We start from the raw sequence: 11898 nt of genomic DNA, 5'->3' as shown, positions 1-11898 counted from the left end.
TCATGAGCCTTCGGGACGGCCGGGCGGCTCATGCCGTGGCTCCCGGCGCGTCCAGCGGATCCAGGCCGAACCGCGTCAGCATGCGCGTCAGCTCGATCAGCGGCAGGCCGATGATGGCGGTGGGGTCGTCGCTCTGGATGCTCTCCATCAGGGCGATGCCCAGGCTTTCCGCCTTGGCGCTGCCTGCGGTATCGTAGGGTTCCTCGGCACGCAGATAGGCGTCGATGGCGTGGTCCGACAGTTGCCGGAAACGGCAGCGCGTGACGATGTCGGCTTTTTCCACCCGTTGGCCATCCGTCACCGCCAATGCGCTGTGGAATTCCACGAGTTGCCCGGACAGTGCCCGCAATTGCGTCTGGGCGCGCAGGAAGTCCCCTGGTTTGCCGATCGGCTGGCCGTCCACGGTGGCAACCTGATCCGACCCGATGACGAGGCTGCCGGGGTGCTGTTCCGCCACGGCCAGGGCCTTGGCGACCGACAGCCGAAGGGCCAGCGCGGCAGGCGTTTCACCAGGGTGTGGCGTTTCGTCTACATCGGGGGAAATGGCCGTAAAGGGCAGGCGCAGGCGGGACAGCAGTTCTTTGCGGTAACGCGAGCTGGACGCGAGGATCAGGCTAGGCTTGGAAGGCATGCGATATTTGACGTTAAAGCGTAAGTCGCAGTATTATCTAACGTTTTGCGGGATTTTTGCAGTGAACGGGCACCCAATTTCGGGGCGCGTTCTCGTCACGCTAGGTGTCACGCTGGGCCTACCCGGCCCGAAACTGGAAGTTCTGGACGTTTTGTTCTGGACGTTTTGTTCTGGAAGTTCCGGGAGTTGGCAAACACGTGATCCATCGCAAAGACCCGTAAATGCAAAGGATTGATCATTAAGCGCATCGATGCATTCGCATTTGCCCATAGTGGCAAGGAAGCGCATGGCACCATACCTCTTGTGCGGTTTTCGCGCGCGGTTGAAGGGTTACCCGAACAACCGCTGGGCGATGCCGGGCTTGTGACGTGGTCCGTGCGCGGTGAGGTGGGCAAGTCTGGTCTGTTGCTTGGCCGGCCCCTCCTGCACGTTCACGTGCAGGCCAACCCGGTGCTGGTATGTCAGCGGTGCAATGCGCCGTTCGTGTACCCCGTCGATAGCGAAGTCCTCTTGCAGCTGGTCAAGTCCGAAGCCGATCTCGACGATGGTTTTACCAACGGTGATTACACCGATGGTCATGCCGACGAGGACGATGAAGACGAAGAAGGAAATGGTTTTGTGTCCAACCAACCTGAAAAGGTGGTCGGTTCGCATCATTTTGATCTGCTGGCCCAGATCGAAGATGAGCTCATTCTGAGCGTTCCGTATGTGCCCAAGCATGAAGTATGCCCGGGCGCGCAGGCCAAAGTCAGCGATGCTCTTGATGAGCCCGCTGTCAAGCGTCCGTCGCCGTTTGCGGTGCTGGAACAACTGAAGCACAAAGATTGAGATCAACATCGGGCCGCATCGCGTACAATGCGCCCCGTTTCTAGGAGTCATCATGGCCGTTCAACAAAACAAGAAGTCCCCCTCCAAGCGCGGTATGCACCGTTCGCACGATTTTCTGGTTGCCCCGTCGACCGCCATCGAGCCGAACACCGGTGAAACGCACCTGCGTCACCACATCAGCCCCAACGGCTTTTACCGCGGCCGCAAGGTCCTGAAGACCAAGGCCGACGAATAAGGCCCCCGGGCCGAACTCGTACTCGGACCAATTCGGCTGAGCGCTGATACCTGGCACCCGTGATACGCATCGCCATAGACTGCATGGGCGGAGACTTCGGTCTGCCCGTCACGATTCCGGCTGCGATCGAGTTCGCCCGGCAATTTCCGGATACCCGGCTATTGCTGGTCGGGCTTCCCGACGCCATCGAAGCGGCGCTCTCCGAGCACCGCGGCGTTGCGCGTGATCGTATGGAAATCGTGGCGGCTTCCGAAGTCGTCACCATGGACGACCCGGTCGAGGTCGCCCTGCGCCGCAAAAAAGACTCCTCCATGCGCCTGGCCGCCCAGTCCGTCAAGGACGGGCGCGCCGACGCCTGCGTTTCCGCAGGCAACACGGGCGCGTGGATGGCCATTTCACGCTACGTGCTCAAAACGCTGGACGGCATTGACCGCCCCGCGATCGCCACGTCCATACCGAACCAGACGGGCCGCGCCACCACGGTGCTGGACCTGGGGGCGAATGTGGACTGCTCGGCCGAGCACCTACTGCAATTCGCCATCATGGGCGCCGCGCTGTCGCAGGCGGTGGACCATCGTGAGAACCCCTCTGTGGGCTTGCTCAACATCGGCGAAGAAGTCATCAAGGGCAACGAAGTCGTCAAGGAAGCTGCAGAGCTCCTGCGCGGCAGCCCGTTGAATTTCTACGGCAACGTGGAAGGCAACGACATCTTCAAGGGCACGGTCGACGTCGTCGTGTGCGACGGTTTCGTCGGCAACGTCGTGCTCAAGTCCGTCGAGGGGCTGGCGAAGATGCTGTCGAGCATCATTCGCGAAGAGTTCAAACGCAACATCGTCACCCTGCTGGCCGGCGCCATCGCCAAGCCGGTGCTCAACCGTCTGCGCAATCGCGTCGACAACCGGCGCTATAACGGCGCCGCGTTGCTGGGCCTGCGTGGCGTCGTCATCAAGAGCCATGGTTCCGCGGATGTCTACGCCTACGGTTTTGCGTTGCAACGAGCTCGCGAAGCCGTAGTGAGTAAACTGCTGGAGCGCACCGCTCAGACGGTCGCTCAGATTACCAAGCGCGTTCAATCGGGCGAGGGCGCCGCAGCGCCTTCGCGGAACGTGGCTGGGGACACCGCTTGATGGATACCGCAATGAAATATTCCGCAATCGCGGGCACCGGCAGCTTCCTGCCGGAACGCGTGGTTTCGAATGACGAATTGGCAGCGGAGCTGGCGACGCGCGACATCGCCACGTCCGATGAATGGATCGTTGAGCGCACGGGCATCCGTCAGCGCCATCTGGCCGAACGCGGCGTCACGACCAGCCAGCTGGCCACCGAGGCTTCGCGCCGCGCGTTGGCGGATGCTGGGGTCGACGCCTCCGAAATCGACCTGATCGTCGTGGCCACGTCCACGCCTGATTTCGTGTTTCCCAGCACGGCTTGCCTGGTGCAGGCTAACCTGGGCGCCAAGGGCTCGGCGGCGTTCGATGTGCAAGCCGTGTGCAGCGGCTTCGTCTACGCCCTGACCACCGCCGACAGCTTCATCCGCGCAGGCCGCGCCCGTTGCGCCCTGGTGATCGGCGCGGAAGTCTTTTCGCGCATCCTGGACTGGAACGACCGCAGCACGTGCGTGCTGTTCGGCGACGGCGCAGGCGCCGTGGTGCTGAAGGCTTCCGACGAGCCGGGCATCCTGGCCGCGCAGCTGCATGCCGACGGCAGCCAGATGAAAATCCTGAGCGCCGCGGGCAACGTGGCCTATGGCGACGTGACGGGCGATCCGTTCCTGCGCATGGACGGCCAAGCCGTGTTCAAGCAGGCCGTGACCGTGCTGGACCGTTCGGCGCGCGACACCTGCGCCGAAGCCGGCGTGGAGCTTGCCGACGTCGATTGGCTGATCCCGCATCAGGCCAACGTCCGCATCCTGAACTTCCTGGCGCGCAAGCTTGCCGTGCCGGTCGAGAAAGTCGTCATTACCGTTGACAGCCACGCCAACACCTCCGCGGCCAGCGTGCCGCTGGCACTGGACGCCGCGCGCCGCGATGGCCGCGTCAAGCCGGGCCAGCTCATTCTGATGCAAGGCGTGGGCGGCGGATTCACCTGGGGCTCGGTACTCGCCCGCATGTAAGGGTGCGCCCGGGGCAGGGCGGCGCTTGCGCCGCCGCTGCCCGGAGAGCGCGCCTGACATTCCACACAGACACTGAATCAATCCAACCGGTCAATCATGAAAATCGCATTTGTCTTCCCTGGCCAAGGTTCGCAAGCTGTCGGCATGCTCGATGCCTGGTCGGACGTCGCCGCCGTCACGGACACCGTGGCGCAGGCTTCGCAAGCCCTGGGGCAGGATCTGGGCGCGCTGATCGCCCAGGGCCCGGTGGAGCAGCTCAACCTGACCACCAATACCCAGCCGGCGATGCTGACTGCCGGCGTGGCGTTCTACGCCGCCTGGCGAGCCGCCGGCGGCCGCAAGCCGGACGTCGTGGCCGGCCACAGCCTGGGCGAGTACGCCGCGCTGACCGCCGCCGGTTCGCTGGCGCTTGAAGATGCCGTGCGCCTGGTGCGCGTGCGCGCCGACGCCATGCAAGCCGCCGTGCCGGTCGGTACCGGCGCCATGGCCGCCATCCTGGGCCTGGACGACGACGCCGTGCGCGCTGCGTGTGCACAAGCCGCCCAAGGCGAAATCGTCGAAGCCGTGAATTTCAATGCGCCGGCGCAGGTGGTGATCGCGGGGCACAAGGCCGCCGTTGAGCGCGCCTGCGAATTGGCCAAGGCCGCGGGCGCCAAGCGCGCGCTGCTGCTGCCGGTATCCGCGCCCTTTCACTCCAGCCTGCTCAAGCCCGCCGCCGACGTGCTGGCCGGCGCGCTGGCCGGTGTCAACGTCTCGGCGCCGCAGATCCCCGTCATCAACAACGTCGACGTGGCGTCGCCCACGGAACCCGGGGCAATCCGGGATGCGCTAGTGCGGCAGGCATGGCATCCTGTGCGCTGGGTGGAAACCCTGCGCGCGATGAAGGCGCAAGGCGTCACGCACATCATCGAGTGCGGCCCCGGCAAGGTGCTGGCTGGCCTGACCAAGCGCATCGATCCCGAACTTACCGGCCTGGCCATCACCGATCCCGCGTCGCTTGAAGCCGCGTTGGCCGCCGTTAACGGAAATTAAAGACATGGACAACTCGATCGAACTGCAGGGCAAGATCGCGCTGGTGACCGGCGCCACGCGCGGCATCGGCCGCGCCATCGCCCAGGAACTGGCTGCGCGCGGCGCAACCGTCGTGGGCACCGCCACGTCCGAATCGGGCGCAGCCGCCATCACCGAAGCCCTGGCGCCGTCCGGCGGCCGCGGCGTGGTGCTGAACGTGACTGACGCCGACGCCTGCGACGCGTTGATCGACGCGTTGGGCAAGGAAGGCGGCGGTCCGCACATCCTCGTCAATAATGCCGGGATCACCCGCGATACGCTCGCAATGCGCATGAAGGACGATGACTGGTCGGCCGTGCTGGACACGAACCTGACCTCCGTTTTCCGCCTGTCGCGCGCCGTGCTGCGCAGCATGATGAAAGCCCGCTGGGGACGCATCATCAACGTCACGTCCGTGGTGGGTTCCAGCGGCAACGCCGGCCAAGCCAACTATGCGGCCGCCAAGGCGGGCGTGTCGGGCATGTCGCGCGCGCTGGCCCGCGAGTTGGGCAGCCGCAACATCACCGTGAACTGCGTGGCGCCGGGCTTCATCGACACCGATATGACGCGTGCGCTGGCTGAAAGCCAGACCACGGCCCTGCTGCAGCAGATTCCGCTGGGCCGTTTGGGCTCGCCTGAAGACATCGCCCATGCGGTGGCCTTTTTGTCCGGGCCGCAAGCGGGTTACATTACCGGCACCACCCTGCACGTAAACGGCGGGATGTACATGCAATAAATCACGAATTGCGCGCGGGCGGCCTAGGCCGCCGCGCCGCCGCCGGGCAACCAGCGAGGCTGCGCGCAGTTCATCCGGAAACGCCGCATACCGGTATTCCTGCGCCCTGATGGGCGACAGAACATGTGCGCGGTGTTATTTTTGTCACGGCCAGGCGTTGCTTTCCTCTACGCTTGGCTATAATTCGCGGGATTTTTCCCAATTGGAGATCTGCATGGAAAGCATCGAACAGCGCGTCAAGAAGATCGTCGCTGAACAACTTGGCGTGAACGAAGCCGAGATCAAGAACGAATCCTCCTTCCTTGACGACCTCGGTGCCGATTCGCTCGACATGGTCGAACTGGTCATGGCGCTCGAAGACGAATTCGAGACCGAGATCCCCGACGAAGAGGCCGAAAAGATCACGACCGTGCAACAAGCGATTGACTACATCAATTCGCACGGTAAGCAGTAAGCTCAGCCTATATCCTTCCGGTTGCCCGACTGTCGGGGCCAACCGGGAAACGGGGCGGTTTCAGGAATTTGCCGTGTGGTCCGCGTGCGGGAAGGGCGTAGTAATGCCCGACCCGCTTTCGCGTGGGCCACACGCGCAGCGCATCCCGAAAACCGCCTTTCTTTTGTCTGTTTGAGGAGTCATCCGTGAAGCGACGTGTCGTCATCACCGGCCTTGGTATCGTTTCCCCTGTAGGAAACGACCTGACCACCGCTTGGGACAATATCGTCAACGGACGTTCTGGCATCAGCCGCATCACCCGTTTCGATCCCTCGGCCATCACCACGCACATTGCTGGCGAAGTCAAAGACTTCGACATCAGCACCTATGTCTCGTCCAAAGAAGCCCGCCAGATGGATACGTTTATCCATTACGGCCTGGCTGCCGGGATGCAGGCATGGCGCGACAGTGGCCTGGAAGTCACCGAAGCCAATGCCGAGCGCATCGGCGTGATCGTGGGCTCCGGTATCGGCGGTTTGCCGCGCATCGAGGAAACCCAGGTCGAGTATCTGGCCAAGGGTCCGCGACGGATCTCGCCGTTCTTCGTGCCGGGTTCGCTGATCAACCTGATCTCCGGTCATTTGTCCATTGCCTACGGCATGAAGGGCCCCAGCTACGCCGTCGTCTCGGCCTGCACCACCGGCCTGCATTGCATCGGCGACGCCGCGCGCCTGATCGAATACGGCGATGCGGACGTCATGGTTGCCGGCGGCGCCGAATCGACCGTGTCCCCGCTGGGCATCGGCGGTTTTGCCGCCATGCGCGCCTTGTCGACCCGCAACGATGATCCTCAGACGGCTTCGCGTCCCTGGGACCGCGACCGCGACGGCTTCGTGCTGGGCGAGGGCGCCGGCGTTCTCGTGCTGGAAGAATACGAGCATGCCAAGAAGCGCGGCGCGCGCATCTATGGCGAGCTCGCAGGCTACGGCATGAGCTCGGACGCGCACCACATCACGGCCCCCGACAAGGACGGCCCGCGCCGCGGCGTGCTCAATGCGCTGCGCAACGGCGGCCTGAACGCGGATGACATCCAGTATGTCAACGCCCATGGCACGTCCACGCCCCTGGGCGACAAGAACGAAACCGATGCGCTGAAGCTGGCGTTCGGCGATCACGCCAAGAAGCTGGTGGTCAACTCGACCAAGTCCATGACCGGGCACTTGCTCGGCGCGGCCGGCGGCATCGAGGCCGTGTTCACGACCCTGGCCGTGTACAACCAGGTTTCGCCTCCCACGATCAACATCTTCAATCAAGATCCGGAATGCGATCTGGATTACTGCGCGAACGAAGCGCGGCAGATGAAGATCGAAGTGGGCCTGTCCAATTCGTTCGGCTTCGGCGGCACCAACGGCTCCATGGCCGTTCGCCGGGTCTGATTTGGAAGGCTCGGACGCGGGGCGCTGGTCGTTTCAGGTGCCTGCCGGGCAGCCGCCCGGCGTCCGTGCGCTTGGCGGCCTGGCAATCGCCGTGGCCGCAGCGTGCGCGCTGACGGCGGCGTCCTGGGGCGGCATGGCATGGGCGGCGGGCGCGGTGATCGCGCTGCTGCTTGTGCCGGCCGGGCTGTTACACTCGGCACGGAGCAGCCTGTCCCCGGTATCGGCAATACGCGCGGCGACCGGGGCTGGCCGCTGGCAGGTATGCCTGCCGCAAGGCTGGCAAGACGCGGTGCTGCTGAGCCAGCAACGCGGTCCCCGCTGGCTGACGCTCACTTTGCAGCCTTTGCCCACCGGGAGTACGGCCTTCACCAATAGCACAATCACCCTCACCGTCTGGCAGCGGACGTTGCGACCCGAGTCCTGGCGGCGCCTGTGCCTGCTGACGGGCACGGCGCGGCGCGCGCAGCAGGCGGCACGCCCGCAGGAGGCGTCATGAGCGAGCGCGAAGTCGACGCCGAGCTGGTCGCGCGCGTTCAACGGGGCGACAAGAAGGCCTTCGATCTGCTGGTGCTGAAGTATCAGCGCAAGATCCTCCGCCTGCTGGCCCGGATGATCCGCGACCCCTCGGAAATCGAGGATGTGGCGCAGGAAGCCTTCATCAAGGCCTATCGGGCCCTGCCCCAGTTCCGGGGCGAGAGCGCGTTCTACACCTGGTTGTATCGTATCGCCATCAATACGGCGCGCAACTGGCTGGCCTCCCAGGGCCGGCGTCCCAGCGCGCCGAATGCGATAGAAACGGAAGACGGTGAAACTTTTAACGAAACCGACAACCTAACCGATATAAGCACGCCGGAGTCCATGGTTGCCAGCCGCGAAATCGCCGAGACGGTGAACGCGGCCATCGAGGAATTGCCCGAAGAGTTGCGCACCGCAATTGTCCTGCGTGAAATCGAAGGTATGAGTTACGAAGACATCGCCCAGAGCATGGATTGCCCGATCGGTACGGTGCGCTCCCGCATTTTTCGTGCGCGCGAGGCCATCGCGACCAAATTGCGTCCATTGCTTGGCACCGATGCCGAGCGTCGCTGGTAAGGAGTGGCAGTCATGCAAACCGCAGCCAAGTCCGTTGAAATCGCCGAATCCTCCTGGGAGGAATCGGTTTCCGCCTGGATGGACGGAGAAGATTCCGACGATATTCTTCCCAGTCTGTTGTCCAAGGAAGGACGTCAGACCTGGGACACCTATCATTTGATCGGTGATTCCCTCCGTAATGCCGATCTGGCATTGACGCCCAGCGCCGCCTTCCAGTCGCGACTGGCGCGGGCGCTGGACGCCGAACTGCCGATCGTGGCGGCGCCCCGGCGCCGTTCGCCGTTGCGCTACGGGCTGTCCGGCCTGGCCGTGGCCGCCGCCGTGGCGACCGTCGCCTGGGTGGCCCAGCCTTACCTGACGGGCACGCCGGCAACCGAAGTCCGCGTGCTGGCCGACGCCAGCGGCACGCCTGCCTCCGCCGATGATGCGGGCTTGCGCGACTACCTGGAGGCCCATCGCCAGATGGCCGGCCCCAGCGCGGTGCGCCAAGTCTCGTTCGACGTCGGAGCGGGGCGTTGATGGCACTGGTGTTACCGACACGTTGGCCGCGCGCTGCCTCCTGGCACGCGCATCGCGCTGGCTGGTTCGCCGCCACGCTTCTGACCGCTTTCCTGGCTGCGCACGAACCCGCGCGCGCCGCAGACCCCGCGCCGGCGACGGACGACGTGGTCCAGTTGCTGTCGCGCATCCAGCAGGCCGCGCGCAAGCAGGACTACGCGGGCGTCTTCATGTATCAGCAGGGCGAGATGATCCAGTCTTCGCGCCTGGTGCACGTCCTGGACGGCACCGGCGAGCGCGAACGGCTGGAAATCCTTGATGGCCAGCCGCGCGAATACCTGCGGCACAACGAAGATGTGCAGTGCCTGATTCCCGAGCGCAAGACCGTGCTGGTCGAACGCCGCCGCGGCGACCGTTTCCCGGGCCTGCTGCTGGGCGATCCGGCGAACCTGGCCGAGCACTACAAGATCAGCACCGAACCTGCGCTGCATCGGGTGGCCGGCCGCGAATGCCGGCTGATCACGATCGAACCGCTGGACAAGCTGCGTTACGGCTACCGCCTGTGCGCCGACGTGGAAACCAATCTGCTGCTGAAGGCCCAGACCCTGAACGCTGCCCGCGGCGTCGTGGAGCAAGTGTCGTTCACGTCGCTGCGGCTGGGGTCCGAAGTCGATCCCCAATTGCTGACCTCGCGCTGGAGCACGCGCGACTGGAAGGTGCTTGAGCCGACGATGGCGCCGGTCGACCTGTCGGCACAGGGGTGGCGCATCCCGGCGCCCAAGGGCTTCAAGGTGATCATGCAGGTGGCGCGCTCGATGGGGCGCGGCGCAACGGTCAGCCAGATGGTATTGTCCGACGGCCTGGCGGCCATCTCGGTCTTCATCGAGCCCTATGACAGCCAGCGCGGGCATCATCCCCCGCATGGCGCCGCGCAGCGCGGGTCGATTACCGTCTACGGAACGCGCATCGCGGACTTCTGGCTGACGGCCGTGGGCGAAGTGCCCGTGGCGACGCTGGAACAATTGGCGGAAGCGACAGAGTATGTGCCCGCCGCACCTGCGGCAGCAGCGCCGGCACCCGGGACGGCCGGGTCCAAGTGATCCATGCCCCGGGGCGGCCAGCAGCAATTTCGGAGTAACTTATGAAAGCAATGACGGTGTCGAACGCTTTTTTCCGGCGCTTTCTGACGGTTGTGGCGGCAAGCGTGATGATGTCCGCCGCGTATGTCCCCGCTTCGGTGGCGCAGACGCCCACAGTGGCGCTGCCCGACTTCACGGGCATTGTTGAAAAGGCCGACCCCGCGGTCGTGAACATCCGCACCACGGCCACCGTGCCGGTGCGCGGCCCCGGCCCTGGCGGCGGCAGCGGCGATCCCTACGAATTGTTCCGCTGGTTCTTCGGCCCGGATTTCCAGCCTCCGGGCCCGGGCGGCCAGTCCCCGACGCCGCGCCAGCGCCCGCAGCCTTCGCAGCCTGAAGAGCGCACGGTTCCGCGTGGCGTGGGCTCGGGCTTCTTCATTTCGGATGACGGCTACATCCTGACCAACAACCACGTGGTGGTCGACGCGACGGACATCTACGTCACGCTGACCGACGGCCGCGAGTTCAAGGCCAAGGTCATCGGCACGGATGAGCGCACGGACGTCGCGCTGATCAAGATCGAAGCCAAGGATATGATCCCGCTGGTCATCGGCGACCCCAAGAAGCTGAAGAAAGGGCAGTGGGTGCTGGCCATCGGTTCGCCGTTCGGCCTGGACTCCACCGTGACTTCGGGCATCGTCAGCGCGATCGGCCGCGATACCGGCGAATACTTGCCGTTCATCCAGACCGACGTGGCTGTTAACCCCGGCAACTCGGGCGGCCCGCTGATCAACCTGGACGGCGAAGTCGTGGGCATCAATTCCCAGATCATCTCGCGCAGTGGCGGCTTCATGGGTATTTCGCTGGCCATTCCGATCGACGAAGCGATGCGTGTGGTGGATCAGTTGCGCGCCACGGGCAAGGTGACTCGCGGCCGTGTCGGCGTGCAGATCGGCGAAGTGGGCAAGGACGTGGCCGAAGCCATCGGCCTGCCTAAGGCCGAAGGCGCGCTGGTCAGCAGCGTCGAAGCCGAAGGCCCTGCCGAACAGGCCGGCGTGCAGCCGGGCGACGTGATCCTGAAGTTCAACAACGAGCCGATCAAGCGCTGGTCTGACCTGCCGCGCATCGTGGGCGAAACCAAGCCGGGCACGCGCGCCGACATGGAAGTATGGCGCAAGGGCAAGAGCCTGACGCTGTCGGTCAAGGTGGGCGAAATCCCGACCGAGAAGGCTGCGGCGGCGGGCAAGAAGCCTGCGCCGGCGCCGGAAGTCACCAATGCCCTGGGCCTGGGCGTGGTGGACGTGCCCGCCGACGTGCAGAAGAAGCTGCGCATCAAGGGCGGCGTCCAGGTGAAGGTCGCCGAAGGCGCGGCTGCCAAAGCGGGCCTGCAGGAAGGCGATATTGTGTTGGCCTTGAACGACACTGACGTCACCGGCGCCAAGCAGTTCGCCGAACTGGTGGGCAAGCTGGACAAGGCCCGCGCCGCAGGTTTGCTGGTCCGCCGCGGCGATCAGACGCAGTGGGTGGCGGTTCCGGCCTCGAAGTAAAGCCCTGAGTGGGGGTGCTTTTTGTCCCCGGGGCAGCCCGGTGGCAGAAAAAAAACCCCAAGACCAGCTAAAATGGCTGGTTGCCGCAAGAGGGGGCGCCTGGCGCCCCCTCGTTTTTGCCCGGGTTATTGGCCGACCAGCCTACCGGCGGCCCGCAGCACCCCTCACGTCAGCCGTGCGTACTCCGGCGGCGGTGTCTTCCGGCCATGTGCCGAGTGTT

14 protein-coding genes are annotated in these 11898 nt (G+C 64.8%); 13 read left to right on the top strand and 1 reads right to left on the bottom strand.

Features of this window, described 5'->3' with window-relative positions; all coding sequences use genetic code 11:
* Positions 1-28: 28 nt before the first annotated feature.
* The gene (locus tag ACO6D5_RS07825; protein WP_485825061.1) at positions 29-631 is read right to left on the bottom strand and encodes a Maf-like protein; all 603 of its coding nucleotides are present in this window, start codon (positions 629-631) and stop codon (positions 29-31) included.
* Positions 632-862: 231 nt separating this feature from the next.
* Between ACO6D5_RS07825 and ACO6D5_RS07820 the strand changes: the two genes are divergently transcribed.
* The 13 genes from ACO6D5_RS07820 to ACO6D5_RS07760 all read left to right on the top strand — a co-directional run bounded on the left by ACO6D5_RS07820 (position 863) and on the right by ACO6D5_RS07760 (position 11678).
* The gene (locus tag ACO6D5_RS07820; protein WP_006223821.1) at positions 863-1459 is read left to right on the top strand and encodes a YceD family protein; all 597 of its coding nucleotides are present in this window, start codon (positions 863-865) and stop codon (positions 1457-1459) included.
* Between the two features lie 52 nt (positions 1460-1511).
* Positions 1512-1694 (top strand): 50S ribosomal protein L32, encoded by a 183-nt coding sequence (gene rpmF, locus ACO6D5_RS07815; protein WP_006218037.1) that lies wholly within the window; start codon positions 1512-1514, stop codon positions 1692-1694.
* Between the two features lie 59 nt (positions 1695-1753).
* Positions 1754-2821: a phosphate acyltransferase PlsX gene (gene plsX, locus ACO6D5_RS07810; protein WP_315845211.1), complete on the top strand. Its 1068-nt coding sequence runs from the start codon at positions 1754-1756 to the stop codon at positions 2819-2821.
* On the top strand, positions 2821-3807 hold the full coding sequence (locus ACO6D5_RS07805; protein WP_315845212.1) for a beta-ketoacyl-ACP synthase 3: 987 nt from the start codon (positions 2821-2823) through the stop codon (positions 3805-3807). The genes plsX and ACO6D5_RS07805 overlap by 1 nt, the downstream gene beginning before the upstream one ends.
* Positions 3808-3903: 96 nt before the next feature.
* A complete protein-coding gene (gene fabD / locus ACO6D5_RS07800) occupies positions 3904-4839 on the top strand; it encodes an ACP S-malonyltransferase (protein ID WP_315845213.1) in 936 nt (311 codons plus the stop codon).
* A 4-nt stretch (positions 4840-4843) separates the two neighbouring features.
* A complete protein-coding gene (gene fabG, locus ACO6D5_RS07795; protein WP_315845214.1) occupies positions 4844-5593 on the top strand; it encodes a 3-oxoacyl-ACP reductase FabG in 750 nt (249 codons plus the stop codon).
* A 214-nt stretch (positions 5594-5807) separates the two neighbouring features.
* Entirely contained in the window at positions 5808-6047 is a 240-nt protein-coding gene (acpP, locus tag ACO6D5_RS07790; RefSeq protein ID WP_003813816.1) for an acyl carrier protein, read from the top strand.
* Positions 6048-6232: 185 nt separating this feature from the next.
* Entirely contained in the window at positions 6233-7462 is a 1230-nt protein-coding gene (gene fabF / locus ACO6D5_RS07785) for a beta-ketoacyl-ACP synthase II (protein WP_006223827.1), read from the top strand.
* 1 nt (position 7463) lies between these two features.
* Positions 7464-7958, top strand: coding sequence for a hypothetical protein (locus ACO6D5_RS07780; RefSeq protein WP_485825060.1), 495 nt, complete (start codon positions 7464-7466; stop codon positions 7956-7958).
* Entirely contained in the window at positions 7955-8554 is a 600-nt protein-coding gene (gene rpoE / locus ACO6D5_RS07775; protein WP_006223829.1) for an RNA polymerase sigma factor RpoE, read from the top strand. The genes ACO6D5_RS07780 and rpoE overlap by 4 nt, the downstream gene beginning before the upstream one ends.
* A 12-nt stretch (positions 8555-8566) precedes the next feature.
* Positions 8567-9073, top strand: a complete 507-nt coding sequence (locus tag ACO6D5_RS07770) for a sigma-E factor negative regulatory protein (protein WP_280025587.1) — start codon at positions 8567-8569, stop codon at positions 9071-9073.
* Positions 9073-10152: a MucB/RseB C-terminal domain-containing protein gene (locus ACO6D5_RS07765; RefSeq protein WP_315845215.1), complete on the top strand. Its 1080-nt coding sequence runs from the start codon at positions 9073-9075 to the stop codon at positions 10150-10152. Before ACO6D5_RS07770 ends, ACO6D5_RS07765 begins: the two co-directional genes overlap by 1 nt.
* 107 nt (positions 10153-10259) lie before the next feature.
* Positions 10260-11678: a DegQ family serine endoprotease gene (locus ACO6D5_RS07760; protein WP_485825083.1), complete on the top strand. Its 1419-nt coding sequence runs from the start codon at positions 10260-10262 to the stop codon at positions 11676-11678.
* The last annotated feature ends 220 nt before the right edge of the window (positions 11679-11898 follow it).

The sequence above is a fragment of the Achromobacter sp. genome (assembly GCF_057314935.1).
Note: the sequence above shows the minus strand (reverse complement) of the source record. Positions and strands in the feature narration are given on the sequence as shown.

What these genes read in the sequence shown, in the direction of transcription:
- ACO6D5_RS07825 (WP_485825061.1), bottom strand. Translation starts at nt 631, where the DNA reads ATGCCTTCCAAGCCTAGCCTGATCCTCGCGTCCAGCTCGCGTTACCGC.
- rpmF (WP_006218037.1), top strand. Translation starts at nt 1,512, where the DNA reads ATGGCCGTTCAACAAAACAAGAAGTCCCCCTCCAAGCGCGGTATGCAC.
- ACO6D5_RS07805 (WP_315845212.1), top strand. Translation starts at nt 2,821, where the DNA reads ATGGATACCGCAATGAAATATTCCGCAATCGCGGGCACCGGCAGCTTC.
- fabD (WP_315845213.1), top strand. Translation starts at nt 3,904, where the DNA reads ATGAAAATCGCATTTGTCTTCCCTGGCCAAGGTTCGCAAGCTGTCGGC.
- fabG (WP_315845214.1), top strand. Translation starts at nt 4,844, where the DNA reads ATGGACAACTCGATCGAACTGCAGGGCAAGATCGCGCTGGTGACCGGC.
- acpP (WP_003813816.1), top strand. Translation starts at nt 5,808, where the DNA reads ATGGAAAGCATCGAACAGCGCGTCAAGAAGATCGTCGCTGAACAACTT.
- rpoE (WP_006223829.1), top strand. Translation starts at nt 7,955, where the DNA reads ATGAGCGAGCGCGAAGTCGACGCCGAGCTGGTCGCGCGCGTTCAACGG.
- ACO6D5_RS07770 (WP_280025587.1), top strand. Translation starts at nt 8,567, where the DNA reads ATGCAAACCGCAGCCAAGTCCGTTGAAATCGCCGAATCCTCCTGGGAG.
- ACO6D5_RS07765 (WP_315845215.1), top strand. Translation starts at nt 9,073, where the DNA reads ATGGCACTGGTGTTACCGACACGTTGGCCGCGCGCTGCCTCCTGGCAC.
- ACO6D5_RS07760 (WP_485825083.1), top strand. Translation starts at nt 10,260, where the DNA reads ATGATGTCCGCCGCGTATGTCCCCGCTTCGGTGGCGCAGACGCCCACA.